A 22,485-nucleotide genomic window follows, 5' to 3' on the forward strand; every position below is an offset into this window, starting at 1 on the left:
ATGTCTAAGTTATCTTTCTTAAAAAATATGACAATAGCTTTCTTTGAATATCCATTTAAAAGAAATAAATTTAAAAATAGAAATATATGGCTTGTGGGTGGACATGCAGGAGATATATATAATGATAACTCAAAAGCTTTTTATGAATATCTTATTGCAAATAAATCAGATGAAGTAGAAGTTTATTGGGTTATAAATGATGATAGTAAAGCTATAGATAAAATACCAGGGAATAAACTTATCAGAGGAAGCGTAGAAAATTATCTTTATTATTATAATGCAAATGCAATTGTATTTTCTCATTCTCCATCAGCTGATATTGCGCCTTATAATTTCGCAGTGCCAGTATTAAACAAATTTCATAAAAAAGTGATAAAAGTATATTTAAATCATGGAACAATAAGTTTTAAGAAAAGAAAACCTATGAACGCCAGATTTAAGAAACTGATAGATGAACTTCTTGCAAGCTATAATCTTGTAACTGCCAGCTCTGATTTTGAAAAAAATATAATGGTAAATGAGTGGGGAATGTGTGAAAACAGTGTAAGAATAGTTGGAAATGCAAGATATGATCTTTTAAGTATTGACGATGAAGCAGATACTTCATCAAATTCAATTTTATATACACCTACCTGGAGAGATTGGATAAAAAATAGTGATAAAAAATTTACTGATACAGATTACTGCAAAAGTATACTTGACTTTCTGAATAATAAAAAGTTAGAGGAAATTCTTAAAGAAAGAAATCTTTATATAAAATTCTATATGCACCATCTTATGCATGAATATATAGATGATATAGAACCTAATATACATAATGAAAGAGTAATTATTCTAGATAAGAGTGTTATACTTGCAGACGAAATAAGAAAATCTCTTGCAAATATAACTGACTATTCAAGTGTAGCTATAGATTTTCTTTACATGAATAGACCTGTACTTTTCTATCAGTTTGACATAGATGAATACAAAGAAAAAGTTGATTCATATATAGACTTAGATAATGAACTATTTGGAACAGTTGCATATAATGTAGAAGGTGCAGTAAATGGTGTAGTTGAAATGATAAATAATAATTTTTCAGCTTCAGTCAAACAAATTGATGATAGAAAAATGTTCTTTAAATACAATGATAATAAAAATTGTGATAGAATATATAGTATCATAACAGAAAAAATAAATAAGGAGAATAGAGATGAATAACCTTGTATCTATAATTACTCCTATGTATAATGCTGAAAAATATATAAAGGATACAATAGAATCTGTAATATCTCAGGAATATAAGGAATGGGAAATGATAGTTGTAGACGACTGCTCAACTGATGGCTGTACTGAAATAGTAAAAAAATATTCGAATAAAGACAGTAGAATAAAATATATAAGATCTGAGAAAAATGGTGGTGTATCAAAAGCCAGAAATCTGGCTTTAAAAAATGCATCAGGAAGATATATTGCATTTCTTGACAGTGATGACATATGGAGTCCTGAAAAATTAAGTAGACAAATTGATTTTATGAAAAAAGAAAATGCTACAATATCATTTACATCATATGAACTTATAAATGAAGATAATGAAAGAATAGGGAAAATAATATCTGTTCCTGAAAAAGTAGATTATAAAACATTACTAAAAGGCAATATTATGGGATGTTTAACTGTCATAATAGACAGAGAAAATCTTGATCAGGAAATAAAGATGAGTGGATATAGACATGAAGATTACGTATTGTGGCTTTCTATTCTTAAACAGGGGTACTATGCATATGGCCTTAATGATGTATTAGCATTTTACAGAAAAACACCAGAGTCTCTAAGTGGCAATAAAATGAAATCAGCTATGTGGACCTGGAATATATATAGAAATGTTGAAAAGATATCACTTATAAAATCTATTTATTACTTTATAAATTATGCAGTTAATGGCATAAAAAAATCAAAGGTAAAGGGGGGCGTAAAATAATGTACGAATTACCAGTAACAATTTTTACACCTACTTACAACAGAGCTTATCTGATAGAAAGACTTTATAAAGATCTTATAAATCAGACATCAAAAGATTTTGAATGGGTTATAGTAGATGACGGAAGTAGTGATAATACAGAGGAAGTAATAGAAAAATTTATAAAAGAGAATATATTGGATATAAAATACTTTAAAAAAGAAAATGGTGGAAAGCACACTGCTATAAATTATGGAGTAGATAAAGCACGCGGAGAGCTTTTTTTCATAGTAGACAGTGATGATGGTCTTTTACCGGATAGTGTTGAAACAGTAATAAATCTTTGGAATGAAAATAAAAATATTGAAAATATATCAGGTATATCAGGTCTATGTATTTATGAAAATGGAGATGTAATAGGTACAGAAATGCCTGATGATAAACCTATATGTAAATTTGCTGATTTATATTTTAAATACAATGTAAAAGGTGATAAAACCCTTGTATTAAAAACTGATATACTAAAGAAATATAAATTTCCAGAGCCTTCCGGAATAAAATTTCTTCCGGAAAGTGTAGTATGGTTTGAACTTTCTAAATACTATACTGTTAGATGTATAAATAAGCCTATGATAATAAGAGAGTATCTTGAAGATGGTCTTACATATAATATGATGAGTACAAATGCAGTAAGAGGAAAAGCAACTGAATTTATGATACTTATAAATCAGCAGACGTATCCAATTACAAGGTATCCGTATATGTGGATTAAAAATTATATAAACAGAGTAAGATATTCTAAGTTGGCTGGATTTAAATATTTATCGGGTATTGATGGATTTTTTAATAAATTTATGTGTATCTTAATGTATCCCCTTGGATATTACAAATATGTTAAAACCAGAGATTTAGTAAAGCATAATTAACGAGGAGGAAAATATGAAAGAGTACATGGTATCAATAGTAACTCCCGTTTACAATGCGGAAAAATTTCTGAAAGAAACAATAATATCTATAAAAAATCAGACGTATACAAATTGGGAACTTTTGCTTGTAGATGATTGTTCTTCGGATTCTTCACCAGAAATAATAAAAGAGTTTTTAAAAAAAGATAATAGAATAAAATATATTAGAATGGAAAAAAATTCTGGTGCTGCGATATCAAGAAATACAGGAATAAAACATGCAGAGGGGCAGTTTATAGCATTTGTTGACAGTGATGATGTATGGGATAGTAAAAAACTTGAGACTCAGATAAATTATATGTTGAAAAATAAGGTAGGTTTTACATTTACATCATATAGATATATGAGAGAATGTGGAATAAAAACGAATAAAATAGCAAGGGCGCCCAAAAAGATAGATTATAATGGACTTTTAAAAAATACTATAATAGGGTGTTCAACTGTGGTGATAGATAGGAATATTATTGGTGAATTTGAGATGCCTGTGATAAAAAGAGGGCAGGATACTGCTACATGGCTTATGCTTTTAAAAAGAGAAAAGTATGCCTATGGAATAGACGAACCTCTTGTAGATTACAGACTTGTTGGAAATTCACTATCAAGCAATAAAATAAAGGCATTAAAAAGAACCTGGAACATGTACAGAAATGTTGAAGGTCTAGGACTTTTAAAATCTGCATACGTGTTTTGTTTTTATGCATTCAATGCCATAAGGAAAAGACTTTAATGCTTTTGATTATGGAGGTTTGTGATGAAAATTGCAGTAGCCGGAACAGGATATGTGGGACTTGTAACAGGAGCATGTCTTGCAGAAAAAGGACATAATGTAATTTGTGTAGATATAGATGAAAATAAAGTAAAAAAAATGAAATCAGGCATTTCTCCAATATATGAAGAAGGTCTTGAAGAAATAATGAGAAGAAACTATTCAAATGGAAGATTGGATTATACAACGGATTATTCGCTTGCCTACAAAAATGCTGACGTTATATTTATAGCAGTGGGGACACCTGAGAGAAGCGATGGATCTGCCAATCTTGATTATATAAGGAAAGTTGCATCTGAGATAGCAGAGTCAATAGAAAAAAATACTCTTATTGTAATTAAATCTACAGTACCGATAGGAACAAATGCAAAAATAGAAGAATTTTTAAGAAAAAAAATAAAAAGTGATATATATGTGGAACTTGCATCGAATCCGGAATTTCTAGCACAGGGGACAGCTGTAAGAGATACTCTTCATGCATCAAGAATAGTAATAGGAGTAGAGAGTAAGTGGGCTGAAAATATAATGAAAGAAATATATAAACCATTTGATTTACCTATGATTATTACAAATAGAAATAGTGCTGAAATGATAAAATATGCATCAAATGATTTTCTTGCTCTTAGAATATCATATATGAATGATATAGCTAATTTATGTGAAATAGTAGGAGCCAATGTGGAAGATGTAGCTGAAGGTATGAGCTATGATGATAGAATAGGAAGTAAATTTCTTAAGGCTGGTATTGGATATGGAGGTTCATGTTTCCCAAAAGATACTAAAGCTCTTCATTGGCTTTCGTCTCAAAATGGGTATGAATTAAAAACAGTAAGAGCTGCAATAGAAGTAAATGAGCAGCAAAAAATGAAGCTTGTAAGAAAAGCATCTGAAAGAGTTGATTCTTTTGAGGGACTTAAGGTAGCTGTTTTAGGACTTACTTTTAAGCCTGGGACTGACGATTTAAGAGAATCGCCTTCAATACCTAATATAGAATATCTTCTTGAAAGAGGCGCTCATGTAACAGTATATGATCCTGTAGGAGAAGAAAATGCAAAAAAATTATTTGGAGATAAGGTAATATACGCTAAGTCAATTATAGAAGCAATAAAAGATTCAAGTATGTGTTTTATAATGACAGAATGGCCTGAAATAAAAAATATAAAACCGGAAGTGTTTAAAAATGAAATGCTAGAACCATTAGTATATGATGGAAGAAACTGTTATATTCCTAAAGTTATGGAAGAGGCTGGAATAGAGTATTACTCTATAGGAAGGTAGATGTTTATTTTATGAGGATTTGTGTAATAAGAAATGCAGAAGCTGAGATAACTACGAGTTTTTATAGAATTGTAGATGCTATAATAGATTCTGGAAATACTCCGGTTATACTTTCGAGAAACAGAGAATGCAGCGAGATAAGTATAAATAAAAAGGAATATATTTTTAAGGATAAGCCAATAGACAATTATGAAATAAACATACCTGCCAAAAGAGGTGCTGGATTAAAAAATATATTTCAGCTGGTAATCTATCAATATATACTATTGAAGTGGTTAAAACAAAATAGAGATAAATACGATATGGTTCATTCGTTTGATTTTGATGCAGGTCTTCCATGCAGTATTATAAATAAAAAATTAAAGTTTAGGCATATATATCATATAGCAGATTTTTATACAGAAAGTAGAAATATGCCAGGTGTATTAAAAAAATTTTTTAGAAAACAGGAAATAAAGGTTATAGATAAAAGTGATTTTACTATAATTTGTAATGAAGAAAGATTTGAACAGATAAAGGGATGTAATCAGCCAAATATAGAAGTAGTACACAATGTACCAGTTATAAATGAGGGACTTCTAGATTATATAAAAAATTATAATAATAACGTGAATTCTTCAAAGTTAAGATTGTGTTATGTTGGTAAACTAAGTAAAAATAGATTTATAGAAGATGTAATAAAGGTAATATCTGAAAATAAAAATTTACATCTGGATATAGCGGGGATTGGGCCTTTTGAAGATGAGGTAAAAAACAGTGCTGAAAAATTTGAAAATATAAATTACTATGGTAAACTTAATTACGAGGATGCTATAAAACTTTATCTCGACTGCGATATTATGTTTGCAATCTATGATCCAAAGGTTCCAAATCACAGATATTCAGCGCCAAATAAAATATATGAAGCAATGATACTTAATAAACCGATAATAGTAGCAAAAGGCACTGGTATGGATAAGATTGTAAATGAGAATAATATGGGTTATGTTATAGATTATGATAAAGAAGATTTTAAGAGAATTATATCAGAAATTATTAGTGATAGAACTACAGTAAAAAGTATGGGAATAAATGCTGGAAATGCATACGATAAATACTGTTGGGATACTATGAAATCTAGAATTATCAATATATATAATAATCTGAAGTAAAGAATGAAAGGGGTTTGTTATGAAGAAAGTAAATGTAATAGGATTGGGATATATAGGACTTCCGACAGCCCTTATGTTTGCCTCAAGTGGAGTTAAAACAGTCGGAATAGATTATAACAGAAAACTTGTGGAGACACTTACTTCAGGTGTTCCTACATTTGAGGAAGAAGGATTAGAAGAATTATTCGAAAAAGCGATTAAAAACGGAATAGAGTTTAAAAGTGAATATACAAAAGCTGATGTGTATGTGGTAGCAGTTCCAACTCCATATATAAAAGAAAGTAAAAAAATAGATCCGTGTTATGTGGTAGCTGCTGTAGAAAGTGTACTAGATGTTTGTGACAAAGGATCTATAATATGTATAGAATCTACAGTGTCTCCAGGAACAATAGATAAATTTATAAGACCTGAGATAGAGAAAAAGGGATTTGTTATAGGAAAAGACGTTCATATAGTTCATACTCCAGAAAGAATAATACCGGGAAATATGATTTATGAACTTGAAAATAACTCAAGAACTATAGGATGTGATGACAAAGAAATAGGAAATATAGTAAAGGATTTATATTCTAGTTTCTGTAAAGGCGAAATAGTTATAACAGATATCAAATCTGCGGAAATGTCAAAAGTAATAGAAAATACATATAGAGATATAAATATAGCCTTTGCAAATGAGCTGACTAAAATCTGTAGAAAAGATAATATGGATGTATACGAGATTATAAAAATAGCTAATATGCATCCAAGGGTAAATATACTAAATCCTGGACCTGGAGTTGGAGGTCATTGTATTTCAGTAGATCCATGGTTTTTAGTTGGAGACTATCCTGGACTTACCAATCTTATATGGGAAGCCAGAAAGATAAATGATTCTATGCCATCTTTTGTACTAAAGAGAATAAGCGATATTATGAAAGAGCATGGAATAAAAGATGTAACAAAGGTAGGATTATATGGTATAACATATAAAGAGAATGTAGATGATACTAGAGAAAGTCCTACACTTCAGTTGATTTCTAAAATGGAGGAAAATCTTGCATATGGAATAAAATCATATGATCCATTTGTAAAAGAAAATATACTGGATAATCAATATATGGATTTTGAAGAATTTATAAAAGATGTTGAAATAGTAGTTATAATGGTAGGGCATGACCATATAAAAGAAAATATGCATAAATTAGAAGGTAAGTTTATATTAGATACAAAAAATATATGTAATCTAAGCAATACATATAAACTGTAATTTTATGGAGGATTATAATGAAGAAGGTAATGCTTGTATTCGGTACAAGGCCAGAAGCAATAAAAATGTGTCCCCTTGTAAATGAGTTCAAAAGCAGAAAAGGAATAAAAACCATAGTATGTGTTACAGGACAACACAAGGAGATGCTGAATCAGGTTTTGGACGTTTTTAATATTGTACCAGATTACAATCTTAATATAATGAAAGATAATCAGACACTATTTGATATAACACAGAATATACTATACAAAATACAAATGGTTCTTGAAAAAGAAAAACCGGATATTATATTTGTACATGGTGATACCTCTACAACATTTATAACTTCATTAGCTTCATTTTATATGCAGATACCAGTTGCACATGTGGAAGCTGGTTTGAGAACATATAATATATATTCTCCATTCCCAGAAGAATTTAATAGACAAGCGACCGGTATAATAGCTAAGTATCACTTTGCGCCGACTGAAAAATCTAAAATGAATCTAATTTCAGAAGGGAAAAATCCGGAAGATATATATATAACTGGAAATACGGCTATAGATGCCTTAAAAACAACAATAAAGGACAGTTATTATAACGAATATATAGAGTGGGCTGAAGGGAGCAGATTGGTAGTACTTACAGCTCATAGAAGAGAAAATCTTGGAAAACCTCTTGAAAATATTTTTAAGGCTATCAAAAGAATCGTCGATGAGTATACGGATGTAAAAGTAATATATCCAATACATATGAATCCTAAAATAAGAAAGGTAGCAAAGGATATTTTAGGAAATCACGATAGGATAAAAATTGTAGATCCTTTCGATGTCGTAGATTTCCATAATATTTTAAACAAATCTTTCTTGATACTTACGGATAGCGGTGGAATACAGGAAGAAGCACCATCTCTTGGAAAACCGGTATTAGTCCTAAGAGATACAACGGAAAGACCTGAGGGGATAAAGGCTGGAACATTAAAACTCATAGGAACAAATGAAGACAATGTATATTATAAATTCAAGGAATTACTAGACAATAAAGAAGAATATGATAGAATGAGTAAAGCCTCAAATCCATATGGAGATGGTTTTGCATCTAAAAGAATAGTAGATATAATTGAAAATAATATTATAAGATAAAAGATGCAGTTTTTGCTGTATCTTTTTTATTTTTATTATATTTCACTATTTATTTATATTAAAGTTACGTTTGATGATGTATAATAAAATTATTGTGTATTCGCAATATATAGAAAGGAATATGATAATTATGAGAATATTATATATTGTCAATATGGATGAGAATAACAGAAAAGGTCTTTTTATGGCAACACATGAGAAGATAAAGGAAATAATGAAGTGTCATCCAGAAAATGAATATGAAATAATATCAGTACAGTTCTGTGATAAAGGTATTTTTCGATTTTTAAAAAAACTTACAGGTAAAAAAACATATGACAGAACATCAGATGAATTTATCTATGATGCTGTCAAATATAGAAAAGTATATCTTAGTATAGATTTAAAAAGTAAAGAAATAGAAAAAAAAGATGACGATCAATTCAGATTTAAAGAGTTTTTCGAGCAATGTTCAGATAGTATAGAAAAATGTGATATGATAAGTTGCCATTGGGGATATCCTCATGGAAGAATAGCTTATTGGGCTAATAAAATATATAAAAAGCCATATATAGTTACGTATCATGGAAGTGATGTACATACTATGCCTTTTGCAGATGAAAGTATAAGGAAAAAAGTTCTTGAAGTAATGAATAACGCGGTACAGAATATCTTTGTCAGTAGAAAACTTATGGAAACTGCCAGAGAACTTGGACATGCAAAAGATAATTGTACAGCTTCAAGAAATGGTGTAAATGCAGAAAAATTCGGAATTATATCTGAAGATAAAATAAAAGAAATTAAAGAAAAATACAAAATAAGTGGCAAGGTAGTAGGATTTGCTGGAGCAGTAAATCAAGTTAAAAGAGCTGACAGAATAGATGTCATATTTGAGAGTATAAAAAAACAGGATCCTGATACAGAGTATACATACCTTGTGGTAGGAGATGGACCATTAAAATCATCTCTTGAAAGTAGATGTAAAGAAAAAAATCTGAATGTAGTATTTACAGGAAATCAGGATACTGATGGAGTAAGAGATTTTATGAATGTTATGGATGTTATGATTATTCCAAGTAGAAGAGAAGGTTTTGGATGTGTTGTAACAGAGGCAAATGCATGTGGTGCATCTGTAGTAGGAAGTGACGCAGGCGGTATTCCAGAGGCTATAGGAATTGAAGATAATGTAATCAATGATGGTGAGAATTTTGAAAAAAGAATGGCTAAAAGGATAATAGATGTAATACATAGTGAAATAAATAGAAAAGAGTTATCAGATTTTACAAGAAATAATTTTTCGTGGGAAAAAATAGCTGAAGTCGAGTATAAATTTTATGTGGAAGGAGAGAAATAATGAGCAAAGTTGCAAAAGCTACAGTAGGATTAATGGCTGTAACCATGATGTCAAAAGTTCTTGGATTTGGTAGAGAGCTTGTTTTAGGAGCTCTTTATGGAGCAAGTATGTACAGTGATATATTTATAGCTGCATCAAATATACCTAAAGTACTTTTTACTATTGTAGCTACAGCCCTTGCTACAACTTTTATACCTCTTTACTATGAAAATCTTAGAGAGGGTGGAGAAGATAAGGCATTAAGATTTTCAAATAATATTTTAAATATAACTATAGTGCTTGGGATAATCTTATCTACGATATCTTTTATATTTGCAGAGGAAATCGTAAAGATTTTTGCCATGGGATTTGAAGGAGAAACTTTCAGACAGGCTGTTATATTTACTAGAATTATAATATTTGGGGCAATATTCACAGGACTTAGCGATATAATGAAATCATATCTTCAGTCTAAAAACTGTTTTGTTGTTCCGGGGCTTAATGGTATACCGTACAATATAATCCTTATCACAGCGATGATACTTAGTGTAAAGATAAATATATATATTCTGCCTGTAGGAGCTCTTCTTGCTATGGCAAGTCAGTTTTTCTATCAGGTTCCCTTCGCATATAAGAAAGGATATAAATATAAAGTATTTATAGATCTTAAAGATGAGAATGTAAGGAGAATGCTTATACTTGTTGCGCCTATAGTTATAGGGGTTGCAGTAGACCAGATAAATATAATGGTTGATAAGACGTTGGCATCTACTCTTGCAGAGGGAAGTATTTCAGCACTTAACTATGCGGATCGATTAAAAGGGTTTGTAACGGGCATGTTTATAGCTTCTATTTCTGCTGTTGTATATCCACAATTTTCGAGACTCTCATCACTTGAAGACAAGACTGAGTTTAAAGATTTTATAAGAAAAAGTATCAACTCTGTAATAATTATAATAATGCCGATGACTTTTGGGGCAATAGTCCTTGCAAAACCAATAGTTAGAGTTCTTTTTGAAAGAGGAGCATTTGATGAAAGAGCAACTGCTATGACAGCTTCAGCACTTGCTTTTTATGCAATAGGTCTTATAGGTGTAGGTCTGAGGGACATAATGACAAAAATGTTTTATTCGGTTCAGGATACAAAAACACCTATGATAAATGCAGGAATTGCAGTTATTATGAATATATGTATGAATCTTATATTCATAAGATTTCTGGATCATAGAGGTCTTGCCCTTGCAACAAGTCTTTCTTCTATAATATGTATAATACTTCTAATGATAAGTCTTAGAAGGAAAATAGGAGATTTTGGACAAAAGAATATAGCTATTGTACTTGTAAAGACTTTTTCATCATCTGTCATAATGGCTGTTGTTGCAAGATTGGTATATGATTTATTAAAAGGAATCTTAGGTGTGGGATTCATAATGGAAATGATAAGCCTTGGATGTGCAATTGCAGCAGGGGCTATTGTATATGCAGGATTTATGCTTATACTTAAGATTGATGAAATATCTATAATAACAGATATGGTTAAAAGTAAAATAAAAAAGAAAAATAATTAATTAGGAGGAAGTATGGTATTCAGTAGTTTAGTATTTCTATTCATATTTCTGCCGGTTACACTTGCAGTATATTTTATATCACCTCAAAAGCTTAAAAATACAGTACTTCTTTTAGCCAGTCTTATATTTTATGCTTGGGGAGAACCGAAATATATAGTTATAATGTTATTTTCTATATTTATAAACTATATATTTGGATGGATAGTTTCTTCAAATAATGAAAAAACAAGAAGAATTGGAGTTTTTGTATGCGTATTAGCTAATATAATTATTCTTGGAATATTTAAATATGCTGGATTTGTAGCAGATAATCTTAGTCTTATACCAGGGATAGATATAAAAAATCCAAACATAAGTCTTCCTTTGGGGATATCATTTTTTACATTCCAGGCAATGAGCTATGTTATAGATGTATATAGAAAAGAAGCATCTCTTCAGAAAAATATATTTAATCTTGCACTTTATATAAGTCTTTTTCCACAACTTGTTGCTGGTCCTATAGTAAGATATCAGACTATAGAGGAGCAAATAAATAAAAGAAGTGTAACAATAGATGGTTTTTCTGAGGGAATAAGAAGATTTATTATAGGAGCCTTTAAAAAGGTTATAATAGCAAACTCGCTTGGAATGGCTGTAGATACAATATTTTCTATGAATATACAGGATATATCTACAGTTTCGCGGTGGATTGCAGTTATTGGATACTCTCTTCAGATATTTTTTGATTTTAGCGGATATTCTGATATGGCGATTGGTTTAGGAAAAATGTTTGGATTTGAATTTCTTGAAAACTTTAATTATCCATATATTGCAAAATCTGCAGATGAATTTTGGAGAAGATGGCATATATCGTTGAGTACATGGTTTAGAGATTATGTTTACATACCTCTAGGAGGGAGTAGAAAGGGAAAAATTAGAACATATATAAATCTTATGATAGTATGGCTTCTTACAGGGTTCTGGCATGGGGCTAGCTGGACTTTTATGGCGTGGGGGATTTATTTTGGAATACTTATATGTATGGAAAAGGCATTTTTAAAGGAAAAAGTATTTTCTAAACTGCCATCTGCATTCTCGCATGTTTATCTTATAGTTGCCGTTGCCATAGGATGGATATTTTTCAGAGCTGATAATTTTGAGTTTTCATATCAAATATTAAAAAAAGTTTTCTTTATAGGAAATGTAGACTTTTTTGATGGAACAGCATACGCTTTTATAAATGACTATTGGTTTGTATTTCTTTTAGGAATATTTATGTCGCTACCATACAGTATTATACCTGGAATAAAAAAAATAAAATTATCCGCGATTTTTAGTGAAGGATGTATTCAAACATATTATGAAATTTTAATTTTAGGTATGATGTTTATAGTTACAGTTTACAAGTTAGTAAATTCAACATATAATCCATTTTTATATTTTAGATTTTAGGAGGTGCGATATATGGACAGAAAAAAAAATATAACACTTATTGTAATGTTTATAGGGATGATATATTTTATAGCAGCTGTAAATATTATTGCACCTGATAAAGAATCAAGTGATGTTGAAAATAGGGAATTACAACAGCTTCCAACTATATCTGATATGAAAAGTGGTGATTTCTCTCAGCTTATGGATAGTTATTGTTCAGATCAGTTCTTTATGAGAGACCTTCTTTTAGAATTTGATATAAGGTGGAAACTATTAACTGGTAAAACACAGATAAATGGACATTATATAGCTAATGATGGATGGATTTTAGGGCAGAATGAACAAAGTGAACAAAGTAATGAAGATATAAAAATATGGTCTGAAAAAATTTATGAAATATCTAAAAAGGCTAAAGAAAAGGGAATGGATGTTTTTTATTGTTCTCTTCCACATAAAGTAAATACACTTGATTTTATGTATCCTGAATTTGTTGATAAAAAATATGGAATGTCAAATGAAAAAAGAATGCTTTCCAGTATTGAAAAAAAAGGGATAAAGACAATAAATATAGGGGAATATTTTAAGAAGAATTTTACTGAAGAAGAGTTAAAAAATATGTATTTTAAAACAGATCATCACTGGAACTCATTAGGTGCATATAATGCATTCAGATATTTTATAGAAAAATATTCGGAATATGAAAAAATAGATATATCTTTGGATGAAAGTAATTATAATCTTGAATGGCTTAATAATAGAGAGTTTGACGGAAGCTATAATAGAAATCTAGCATATATATTTCCTAAAAAAGAGAATATACCAGTGATAGATTCAAAATTAAATTATGAATATTATATTCTTGAAAATGGAAAATTTAAAGAAATATCAAAAGAGAGAATTGTTGGAACAGGTAGAAAAAATAAAGAATTATCTTATGAGGAAGTCTATACCGGAAATGAAGAATGTTACAAAATTGTAAATAATAAATCTAAAACAGATAGAAGCATACTTGTAATAAGAGATTCTTATGAGGCTGCTATGACAGGAATGCTTTCTGAGGTTTTTAGGAATGTTTATATTGTAGATCCTAGAGTTGGAGATTTTGATTTTGATTATGTATTATCACATTGTAATGCTGATAATCTTGTGTTTATGTTCAATAATGGTCTTGTTATGGATGATATGCTTTCATATTTTGATAATTGATAAAATATATATTTAGTAAATAAAAGTAATAATTGTAAGATTTAGAAGCATTGATATATCAACAAAAGTTACAAAATATAACCGATTTGATAAGAATTAGTTACAAAAAAGTTACAAAAAAGGTTGTAATGACATATTTCATATGTTAAAATAGTTACTGTAAGTTAATCGATAATGATTCGATACATTAAAAACTATTCTTGTAAAATTGGGAGGAAGCTTAATGCATTCGTTAAATAAACATATATCAAAACTTATGGCAATGGTTATGATTGCCGGTTCAATAACTATATTTGGAGGAGCTTTAGATGTAAAAGCTGATGAAATATCAGAAGTTACAACTGTAGAAAGAGCTGCTACTAAAAATGGATTTGTAGAAGAAAATGGAAAAACATATAACTATGTGAATGGGAAAAAAGCTAAAGGTTGGGTAGAAAAGGACGGAGAAAAATACTATTTCCTTAATGATTACTCAATGGCAAAGAGTATGTATAGAACAATAAAGGAAGTAAGATACTATTTTAAAGCAGATGGGACTCTTGCTTCAAATGAAATAGCAAAGACTACAGAGGGAATGTTCAGATTTAATGCAGATGGAACTGTAGTTAAAGGAGAAACTTATGCACAGGTAGGAAAATGTGATTTCCTTAATATAAGAGAAAAAGCGGATGCAGATTCAGCTATAAAAGCTAAAGTATACACAGGAGATGTTGTAAAACTTTTAGGCGATGATGGAAATTGGGACAAAATAGAAACTAAAGACGGAGTTCAAGGTTGGGTAAATGCAACTTATCTTGAATATTGTGAAGTGAGTTCAAAAGTTGAAAAAGTAATATCTGTAGCTAAAGCTCAGATGGGTAAACCATATAAATGGGGAGCTACTGGACCAAATTCATTTGATTGCTCAGGTTTAATGTATTATTCTTATAAAAATGGTGCAAACATAACTCTTCCTAGAGTCTCTAGAGATCAGGCAAATGCTGGAGTTAAAGTATCTAAGGAGGACTTAAAGCCAGGGGATTTAGTATTCTTTGGAAGTGGTAGTCGTATAACTCATGTAGGTATGTATCTTGGAAATGACCAGTATATACATTCTCCACAGACTGGTGATGTGGTAAAAATAAGTAAGTTATCAGCAAGAAAAATGATAACAGCTAGACGTATAATACAATAAATAGAATTTACTAAGACATCTTGAAAGAGATGTCTTTTTTAATGACATAAAGGAAGTATGATGTTAAAATATAAATAATAATTTATAATAACTCAGGAGGCTAAAATGAACGATTCTAATAAATATAAAATTCTTATTGCTGATGATGAAGAAGCAATAAGAGATGTTGTGAAAATTCTTCTCGAAGAAAAAGGATATGAAGTTATAGTTGCTTCAAATGGAAGAGAAGCTGTGGATTTGGCTGATGAAAGTGTAGATCTTTTTTTACTTGATGTAAATATGCCCATAATGACAGGGCTTGCTGCCGGTATGGAAATAAGAAAGAAATATTTAGCTCCGATGATATTTCTCACAGCTTATACAGGGGAATCTGATAAGGCAGTAGGGTTTTCTGTAGGAGCCGATGATTATATTGGAAAGCCATTTTCAAATGCGGAATTATTAATGAGAGTTGAAGCTCATTTGAGAAGAGCTAATGTATATTCGTCAGGTATTTCAAAAAATATAGAGAGAAAAAGCGGTGAAAACAGAAATACAGTTGAGCTTCAGGATCTTATAATAGATAAAGATGCACAAACTATAATAAAAAATGGTGAAGTTATAAAACTAACATATACAGAGTATAGGATATTACTTCTATTTGCTGAAAATAGAAAGAAAATATTCTCTCTTGATAACATATATGAAAGTGTATGGAATGAAAGTGCAATAGGCGATAATGCAATAATGGTTCATATAAGAAATATAAGAAAAAAAATAGGTGATAATCCAAGAGAGCCGAGATATATAAAAACTGCCTGGGGAAAGGGATACTATGCTGACTAATAAACTTAAAAATATGAGAAAAAAGAAGCTTAGTTGGGAAATACTGATATATGCATGTTCCGCGGTTATGGCATCGATGATAAGTTATATATTTTTATGTCTGGGTTCATATTATATAGCTGATATCTATATGCTTAAAAAGGGAAGAATTATGAGCATTGAAGAAGAAATTTTGTTTGGAAGCTGGGTAACAGCAATATGCTTTGCAGCTGCAGTTATAATTTTTATTTTCATATTTCTTTTTCTTGTAGGTCAAAAGGTAAGTTATATTATATATATAAACAAAGGAATAAATAGACTTAAATCAGGTGAAAATAGCTATAGAATCAATGTAGAAGGCAGTGATGAACTTGCGGAGTTGGCTGAAAATATAAATTATCTTTATGAATCAAATCAAAGGATACTTGATGAAGAAAAAAGGATAAAAGAAAAAAGAGAAGAAATGGTAAGATCATTGTCTCATGATATAAGAACTCCACTTACTTCAATAATAGCCTACTCTGATATTATCGAAAAAAATACAGATATAGACAAAGAAAAATTAGAGGAATATATATCTATAGTTAGGAGTAGGGCCATACATATCAAAAATATTAGTGATTTAATGCTGGAAACTGCCAATAGACAGTGTGAGTATATAGAAGATGGTATATTAATGCTAAATCAACTATGTGAAGAAATAGAGTTTTCTCTGGATGAGAATATATTATGTAATATAGAAACTGATGAATGTATACCTTTTGAAGGCTGTTTTGATATAGGGGAACTTAGAAGAATCATGGATAATATTGTATCTAATATAAATAAATATGCGGAAAAGTCAAAACCTGTAAATATTAGATTTAAGTGTGATGGAGAATATCTTGAGATTTTTACAGAAAATACAATATTAAAAGAAGTACCATGCGACATAGAAAGCAATAAAATAGGCCTAAAAAGTATAAAACAGATAGTAAATGAGTATGATGGAGAATTTGAAACTATCAAAAAAGATGGAAAATTTATTGCATATATAAAGATAAAATGCTTAAAGCCGTAATATATAATTAAGAATTATTAAGAAATCATTAATAGTATATTTAGATGCTAAAAGTATAATAAAAATATAATAAATATTGAGGTTGGAGGTAATTATTATGGCATTAGGTATTTTGATGATATTATTTATTTCTATAAGCGTTATAAGTTTAATAGGTGTTGCGGCATTATGGATGTCAAAAAGTGATAAAACTAAAAAAATAATATATATAGGACTTGTAATATGGTCTGTATTATTATCAATTTTGAACTTTATAAGTCTTCCTTCGAATTTTTTATTTGGAAGAGGAATAAGTTTATTTTTCGGATTTGTGGGAATTTTATCTCTGTTGTTTTATAAGACTGGAAAAAAAGTACCTGCATATATCATTATATCATTATCTGTTGCAGCTAGTATAATAGATACGTTTTTCATGTAAGCATCTGATTTTCAGATGCTTTTTTAATCCCTACAGTAGAAAGTAGGGATTTTTATTTTTTATATACAATTTTGATTTATTAATAATAAATATACAAGTGTAAAAGTAACAATATTGTCTCTATAAAATAATATAAGTCTAAAAATTTGATGATTTATAGAAAAAATATTATAAAAAAGATCTAAATATGTCAAAAAAATACTAAAAGTTACAAAAAAGTAACAAAAAGGTTACAAAATTGTAACAAAAACCTTGTGGAGGTGACATAATTATGTTACAATTGTAAATGTAGTGAGAGGGACTACAAAATAAAATGATTTATAAAAGATAAAACCCACTATCTATAAATCATGAATTATTTGGAGGTAATCATGACAAAGGTATTTAATAAAAAAAATGCAGCAAAACTTATGGCAGCTTTAATAATATCAGGAAGCATAATGGCTTCAGAAAATACAATAAAAGCCAGTGCAGATGAAGTGGAATCAGTAACAACTATAACAACTGAGACAACTTCTGAAAGAACTGCAACAAAAAATGGATTTGTAGCAGAAAATGGTAAAGTTTATTATTATCAAAATGGACAGAAGATAAAAGGATGGCTTGAACTTGATGGAAAAAAATACTATCTTCTTAATGACTATTCTCAGGCAAAAAATATGTGGAGAACTATAAATGGAAAAACATATTATTTTGGTGCTGATGGAGATATGGTAAAAGGATGTTTCAAAGAAATAGATGGAAAAATATATTACTTCTACAGTGATGGTTCAGTATCTTCACTTAAGGGTGGTAAGGTTCTTGAGTGTGATTTCCTTAATGTAAGAACTTCTGCATCGTCAAAAGCTGAAGTAATAGAAAAAATCAATCCAGGAGAGAAAGTTCTTGTAAGAGAATATTCAAATGGCTGGTATAATGTAACTACAGAGAGCTGGAAAACTGGATGGGTAAGTGCAGATTATATATCTATACCTGGAGATGCAATATCGCAGGTTATAGACGTAGCTATGGATCAGCTTGGAAAACCATATAAATGGGGAGCAACAGGTCCTAACTCTTTTGACTGTTCAGGTTTAATGTATTATTCATTTAAGCAGGGTGCCAATAAGACTATACCTAGAACTTCTTCTCAGCAGTCTACATATGGAACAAAGGTTACAAAATCACAGCTTAAGCCGGGAGATCTTGTATTCTTTGGAAGTGGAAGTAGAGTAAGTCATGTAGGAATGTATATAGGTAATGATCAGTATATACATTCTCCACAGACAGGAGATGTTGTAAAAATAAGTAAACTTTCTGACAGAACTATGATAACAGCTAGAAGAATACTTAATTAATTTAGTCTCTAAATAAATAATTCAATACATCTAAAATTTACGAAATGCAGTATATATTTATTTACTGCATTTCTTTTTATACATGTATAAAAAGACAAATTGTATAAATTCTGATATAATATATTTCAGTGAAAATTTATAATGAAAGGAAGGAAAATATGAAAAATAAAATAGCTAGATTAATTTCTGTAATGATGGCTATTACATTTGTTATGGTGTCTTCTATATATACAAATGGAGTAGATGCCGCTGAAAATGAAATGAGAGCTGCATGGGTATCTACAGTATATAATCTTGATTGGCCAAAAACAAAGAACAATGCATCAAAACAGAAACAGGAACTTACTCAGATGATGGATAAGCTTAAAGGATGTGGAATAAACACAATAATACTTCAGGTAAGACCAGAATCGGATGCTCTTTATAAATCATCTATAAATCCATGGTCTAAGTATTTAACAGGTACACAAGGAAAAGATCCTGGTTATGATCCTCTTTCATATGCTGTATCTGAAGCACATAAGAGAGGGATGGAAATACATGCATGGTTCAACCCTTACAGAGTAACTACATCAGGTACTGATTTGAGTGCTCTGGCGTCATCAAATCCGGCTAGAAAAAATCCATCATGGGTTATAAAATACAATAACAAACTTTATTATGATCCAGGTAATCCAGCTGTAATAGATTATCTTGTAAAAACTGTAACAGAAGTTGCAAAAAACTATGATGTAGATGGAGTTCATTTTGATGATTATTTCTATCCTTCATCATCATTCCCTGACGATGCTACATATAAAAAATATGGAAATGGTATGTCAAAAGCAGACTGGAGAAGAGAAAATGTAAATACGTTACTAAGAGAGGTAAAATCTTCTGTAAAAAGTGTAAATCCAGACTGCCAGTTTGGGGTAAGTCCATTTGGTATATGGAGAAATAAATCTGACTCATGTCCAACAGGATCTGATACAAAGGGAAGTGAATCATATTCATCTATGTATGCAGATTCGAGAACATGGATAAGAAAAGGATATATAGACTATATAGCACCTCAGCTTTATTGGCCTATGGGATACAGTGTGGCAGATTATACTAAACTTGTTAAATGGTGGGCCAATGAAGTAAAAGGATATAATGTAAAACTTTATATAGGACAGGGAATATATAAGCAGGGTCAGTCTGACTATAGTGGACAGAATATAGCTAAGGAAATAAAGAAACAGATAAATGAAAACAGAAAGTATGACACTGTTTCTGGAAGTATATATTTCTCTGCAAAAGACATACTTAATAAATCACAGATTTATAACGATTTAAAAAGTATGTATGGAGAGTATACAGGAGGATTTGATTCTTCAGATACAACAGAGTCTTCTGTAAAGGTTACTTCAATGATAGGTGCCAACAGATACGATACAGCTGCCAGAATAAGCAAGGCAGGATGGTCTTCTGGCTCTTCTAAAGTAATAATAGCCAATGGACTTAATGAAATGGAGGGAATAATATCAAACCCTCTTGCAGCTTCATATAATGCACCTATACTTCTTGTATCAGATAATGCTGTCAGAAGTGAAACTGAAACGGAATTAAAAAGACTGAATCCTTCTGAAGTAATAATAGTAGGTGGAACATCTTCGGTAAAAAGTAATATAGAATCAAAAATAAAATCTATTGTTCCAAAAGCATCAGTAAGAAGAATAAATGCGTCTGGTGAGATAAATTTATCTGTAGCAATTGCCAAAGAGATAGATAAGGTTAGTCCGGTTAATAAAATATATATGACTGGTACAGATGGAGAGGCTGACGCACTTTCTGTAGCAGCAAAAGCCGGTGAAGAAAAAGCTCCTATACTTGTAACAGATAAAAATTCATTATCATCATCTGTTTCAACATGGATAAAGGATAACAATATATCTGATGCATATTTCCTTGGACAGAATATGGTTATTTCAGATTCTGTAATAAAAAGTGCAGATAGTATAATATCTGGAAGTGTATCAGGAAATAGAATTGGTGGAGCAAACAGAAATGAGACAAATGCGCTTGTTATAGATAAGTTTTACAAAACTTCAGATTATAATTCAATAATAGTAACTAAAAACAGACCTCTTGCCGATGCTATAACATCTGGTGTATATGCGTCGAAATTAAAAGTACCTATAGTACTTGCTGGAAATGAACTTGATGATAAACAGGAATCTGTTTTATCATCTAAGAAATCGCCACTTATATATAGAATCGGTGGTGGAATAACTTCTTCGACATTTAATAAAATACAAAAATTAATGGAATAAAAATAAAAACCGGATATTAAAGTGAATTATATTTATTCACTTTAATATCCGGTTTATTTTATTCTCCTGTATACTCTATATCTTCAAAAATGAAATCCTGTAGTATTTTTACAGATTCATCATCAAATTGTATTACCCATCCTGCATTTCCATATATTCCTTCTATAGAATGTGGAGAGTCGGTTATAGGGAATTCAAATTGTTTTATATCAAGATTTCCCATTCTGACAACAGATATTCCCAGAGAAACAATCTGAGTAGATTTCATATTTGTTTTTAAATAAGGTAAAACAGCATTCATAAGTTTTGGATATTCAAACCACGACATGGATTTTATACCTGTAAGCATAGCCTGCATAACATCTCTCTGTCGTCTATCTCTTTCAAATGCAGAATCGTTTTTCCTTATTCTTGCAAATGAAAGTGCCTGATATCCGTTTAGAACCTGATATCCGGAATTTTCTACAAGCTGCATTTCTGTTTTATCACCTTTATACCATTTATATGTTTCCGGTATAAATTTATTAAGTTCGTCTAATTCGGAATCTTTAACCTCGACGCTTACACCACCTACGGCATCTATTATATACATAAATGATTCAAAATCTACCAATGCGTAATTATGTATATCTATACCGAAGTTATCCTCTATTGTTTCAGTTAGAAGTTCTACGCCACCATAGAAATATGCATGAGTAAGTTTTGTTTTACCATGGCCAGGTATATCTACATATGCATCTCTTGCAAGTGAGGTAAGTTTAAGTGAATTATGAACTGTATCTATTGTAAAAATCATCATAGCATCAGTTCTTGAGTCATTTTCTCCTTCACGTGCATCGGAACCAAGAAGTAGTATGTTTGTAACACCTTTTTTATTTATATGTGTTATATTATCAAAAACACCACCAACAAGGCTTGGATCATATGCTTCAGACATTTTTTTCATAAAAGAAACGGCGCTGAAAACCGGATAAATTAGTGCTAAAATAAGCACAAGAGCGATTATTCTTTTTATTTTTTTTCTTCTTTTCTGCCTCTGTTTTGCTCTTTTAGATGCTCTGGATCCTTCTTTTATCTTATATCCATCTGAATAATTATTTCCAGGTGAAGTATTTATATTTCTTCTACGTATTGAGTCTGAAGATTTACCGCGATTAGAAAATGATCGTTTATTTTCATCTGGAGATGAAGTACTTTTTATACTGGAGCTTCTTTTTACATTTTTATTTATTGAAGAGCGTCTATTATCTTTAATTGACGAAGAGTATCTTCTTGTAGAATCAAAGGAAGATGACTTTGATCGAGAATTATTTGATGACGAAGCTCTTTTAACTCCTGTATTAACTTTTCTTATCTTTCCAGATGGATTATCTCTTTCTCCTGCCAAAGTGAAACCCCTCTTTCCTTTAGAATTTAAATGTTTGTATATA

Annotated in this window: 19 protein-coding genes; 18 read left to right on the top strand and 1 reads right to left on the bottom strand. The window is 30.2% G+C overall.

Annotated features, from left to right (window positions below; genetic code table 11):
• From EXD82_RS09105 to EXD82_RS09190, 18 genes are all read left to right on the top strand, one after another.
• A complete protein-coding gene (locus EXD82_RS09105; RefSeq protein ID WP_142536607.1) occupies positions 1 to 1,203 on the top strand; it encodes a CDP-glycerol glycerophosphotransferase family protein in 1,203 nt (400 codons plus the stop codon).
• Entirely contained in the window at positions 1,196 to 1,963 is a 768-nt protein-coding gene (locus EXD82_RS09110) for a glycosyltransferase family 2 protein (RefSeq protein ID WP_142536608.1), read from the top strand. Before EXD82_RS09105 ends, EXD82_RS09110 begins: the two co-directional genes overlap by 8 nt.
• A complete protein-coding gene (locus EXD82_RS09115; RefSeq protein ID WP_142536609.1) occupies positions 1,963 to 2,868 on the top strand; it encodes a glycosyltransferase family A protein in 906 nt (301 codons plus the stop codon). The genes EXD82_RS09110 and EXD82_RS09115 overlap by 1 nt, the downstream gene beginning before the upstream one ends.
• Before the next feature lie 13 nt (positions 2,869 to 2,881).
• Entirely contained in the window at positions 2,882 to 3,634 is a 753-nt protein-coding gene (locus EXD82_RS09120; protein WP_142536610.1) for a glycosyltransferase family 2 protein, read from the top strand.
• Between the two features lie 24 nt (positions 3,635 to 3,658).
• Positions 3,659 to 4,951 carry a UDP-glucose dehydrogenase family protein gene (locus EXD82_RS09125; RefSeq protein WP_142536611.1) on the top strand — a complete coding sequence of 431 codons (1,293 nt, stop codon included), beginning with the start codon at positions 3,659 to 3,661 and terminating at the stop codon, positions 4,949 to 4,951.
• A gap of 11 nt (positions 4,952 to 4,962) precedes the next feature.
• Positions 4,963 to 6,102, top strand: a complete 1,140-nt coding sequence (locus tag EXD82_RS09130; protein ID WP_142536612.1) for a glycosyltransferase — start codon at positions 4,963 to 4,965, stop codon at positions 6,100 to 6,102.
• 19 nt (positions 6,103 to 6,121) lie between these two features.
• The gene (locus EXD82_RS09135) at positions 6,122 to 7,348 is read left to right on the top strand and encodes a nucleotide sugar dehydrogenase (RefSeq protein ID WP_142536613.1); all 1,227 of its coding nucleotides are present in this window, start codon (positions 6,122 to 6,124) and stop codon (positions 7,346 to 7,348) included.
• Between the two features lie 17 nt (positions 7,349 to 7,365).
• Positions 7,366 to 8,469 (top strand): non-hydrolyzing UDP-N-acetylglucosamine 2-epimerase, encoded by a 1,104-nt coding sequence (gene wecB / locus EXD82_RS09140; protein ID WP_142536614.1) that lies wholly within the window; start codon positions 7,366 to 7,368, stop codon positions 8,467 to 8,469.
• Positions 8,470 to 8,599: 130 nt separating this feature from the next.
• Positions 8,600 to 9,802, top strand: a complete 1,203-nt coding sequence (locus tag EXD82_RS09145; protein WP_174919218.1) for a glycosyltransferase — start codon at positions 8,600 to 8,602, stop codon at positions 9,800 to 9,802.
• A complete protein-coding gene (murJ, locus tag EXD82_RS09150; RefSeq protein ID WP_142536616.1) occupies positions 9,802 to 11,349 on the top strand; it encodes a murein biosynthesis integral membrane protein MurJ in 1,548 nt (515 codons plus the stop codon). The genes EXD82_RS09145 and murJ overlap by 1 nt, the downstream gene beginning before the upstream one ends.
• Positions 11,350 to 11,361: 12 nt before the next feature.
• Positions 11,362 to 12,780 carry an MBOAT family O-acyltransferase gene (locus EXD82_RS09155; protein ID WP_142536617.1) on the top strand — a complete coding sequence of 473 codons (1,419 nt, stop codon included), beginning with the start codon at positions 11,362 to 11,364 and terminating at the stop codon, positions 12,778 to 12,780.
• A gap of 12 nt (positions 12,781 to 12,792) precedes the next feature.
• Positions 12,793 to 13,968: a DHHW family protein gene (locus EXD82_RS09160; protein WP_142536618.1), complete on the top strand. Its 1,176-nt coding sequence runs from the start codon at positions 12,793 to 12,795 to the stop codon at positions 13,966 to 13,968.
• Positions 13,969 to 14,191: 223 nt separating this feature from the next.
• Positions 14,192 to 15,142 carry a C40 family peptidase gene (locus EXD82_RS09165; protein WP_246082042.1) on the top strand — a complete coding sequence of 317 codons (951 nt, stop codon included), beginning with the start codon at positions 14,192 to 14,194 and terminating at the stop codon, positions 15,140 to 15,142.
• A gap of 105 nt (positions 15,143 to 15,247) precedes the next feature.
• Positions 15,248 to 15,967 carry a response regulator transcription factor gene (locus EXD82_RS09170; RefSeq protein WP_142536619.1) on the top strand — a complete coding sequence of 240 codons (720 nt, stop codon included), beginning with the start codon at positions 15,248 to 15,250 and terminating at the stop codon, positions 15,965 to 15,967.
• Positions 15,957 to 17,006 carry a sensor histidine kinase gene (locus tag EXD82_RS09175; protein WP_142536620.1) on the top strand — a complete coding sequence of 350 codons (1,050 nt, stop codon included), beginning with the start codon at positions 15,957 to 15,959 and terminating at the stop codon, positions 17,004 to 17,006. The genes EXD82_RS09170 and EXD82_RS09175 overlap by 11 nt, the downstream gene beginning before the upstream one ends.
• A gap of 97 nt (positions 17,007 to 17,103) precedes the next feature.
• Positions 17,104 to 17,424, top strand: a complete 321-nt coding sequence (locus tag EXD82_RS09180) for a hypothetical protein (protein WP_142536621.1) — start codon at positions 17,104 to 17,106, stop codon at positions 17,422 to 17,424.
• A 371-nt stretch (positions 17,425 to 17,795) separates the two neighbouring features.
• Entirely contained in the window at positions 17,796 to 18,761 is a 966-nt protein-coding gene (locus tag EXD82_RS09185; protein WP_142536622.1) for a C40 family peptidase, read from the top strand.
• A 158-nt stretch (positions 18,762 to 18,919) separates the two neighbouring features.
• A complete protein-coding gene (locus EXD82_RS09190; RefSeq protein WP_142536623.1) occupies positions 18,920 to 21,055 on the top strand; it encodes a family 10 glycosylhydrolase in 2,136 nt (711 codons plus the stop codon).
• A 58-nt stretch (positions 21,056 to 21,113) separates the two neighbouring features.
• Here the strand turns inward: EXD82_RS09190 and EXD82_RS09195 are convergent, their stop codons facing one another.
• The gene (locus tag EXD82_RS09195; RefSeq protein WP_246082043.1) at positions 21,114 to 22,442 is read right to left on the bottom strand and encodes an LCP family protein; all 1,329 of its coding nucleotides are present in this window, start codon (positions 22,440 to 22,442) and stop codon (positions 21,114 to 21,116) included.
• Positions 22,443 to 22,485 lie beyond the last annotated feature (43 nt).

The organism is Peptacetobacter hominis, from assembly GCF_006861675.1.
GTDB lineage: Bacteria > Bacillota > Clostridia > Peptostreptococcales > Peptostreptococcaceae > Peptacetobacter > Peptacetobacter hominis.

Coding starts and splice junctions, on each gene's coding strand:
- EXD82_RS09105 (WP_142536607.1), top strand. CDS start 1: ATGTCTAAGTTATCTTTCTTAAAAAATATGACAATAGCTTTCTTTGAA.
- EXD82_RS09110 (WP_142536608.1), top strand. CDS start 1,196: ATGAATAACCTTGTATCTATAATTACTCCTATGTATAATGCTGAAAAA.
- EXD82_RS09115 (WP_142536609.1), top strand. CDS start 1,963: ATGTACGAATTACCAGTAACAATTTTTACACCTACTTACAACAGAGCT.
- EXD82_RS09120 (WP_142536610.1), top strand. CDS start 2,882: ATGAAAGAGTACATGGTATCAATAGTAACTCCCGTTTACAATGCGGAA.
- EXD82_RS09125 (WP_142536611.1), top strand. CDS start 3,659: ATGAAAATTGCAGTAGCCGGAACAGGATATGTGGGACTTGTAACAGGA.
- EXD82_RS09130 (WP_142536612.1), top strand. CDS start 4,963: ATGAGGATTTGTGTAATAAGAAATGCAGAAGCTGAGATAACTACGAGT.
- EXD82_RS09135 (WP_142536613.1), top strand. CDS start 6,122: ATGAAGAAAGTAAATGTAATAGGATTGGGATATATAGGACTTCCGACA.
- wecB (WP_142536614.1), top strand. CDS start 7,366: ATGAAGAAGGTAATGCTTGTATTCGGTACAAGGCCAGAAGCAATAAAA.
- EXD82_RS09145 (WP_174919218.1), top strand. CDS start 8,600: ATGAGAATATTATATATTGTCAATATGGATGAGAATAACAGAAAAGGT.
- murJ (WP_142536616.1), top strand. CDS start 9,802: ATGAGCAAAGTTGCAAAAGCTACAGTAGGATTAATGGCTGTAACCATG.
- EXD82_RS09155 (WP_142536617.1), top strand. CDS start 11,362: ATGGTATTCAGTAGTTTAGTATTTCTATTCATATTTCTGCCGGTTACA.
- EXD82_RS09160 (WP_142536618.1), top strand. CDS start 12,793: ATGGACAGAAAAAAAAATATAACACTTATTGTAATGTTTATAGGGATG.
- EXD82_RS09165 (WP_246082042.1), top strand. CDS start 14,192: ATGCATTCGTTAAATAAACATATATCAAAACTTATGGCAATGGTTATG.
- EXD82_RS09170 (WP_142536619.1), top strand. CDS start 15,248: ATGAACGATTCTAATAAATATAAAATTCTTATTGCTGATGATGAAGAA.
- EXD82_RS09175 (WP_142536620.1), top strand. CDS start 15,957: ATGCTGACTAATAAACTTAAAAATATGAGAAAAAAGAAGCTTAGTTGG.
- EXD82_RS09180 (WP_142536621.1), top strand. CDS start 17,104: ATGGCATTAGGTATTTTGATGATATTATTTATTTCTATAAGCGTTATA.
- EXD82_RS09185 (WP_142536622.1), top strand. CDS start 17,796: ATGACAAAGGTATTTAATAAAAAAAATGCAGCAAAACTTATGGCAGCT.
- EXD82_RS09190 (WP_142536623.1), top strand. CDS start 18,920: ATGAAAAATAAAATAGCTAGATTAATTTCTGTAATGATGGCTATTACA.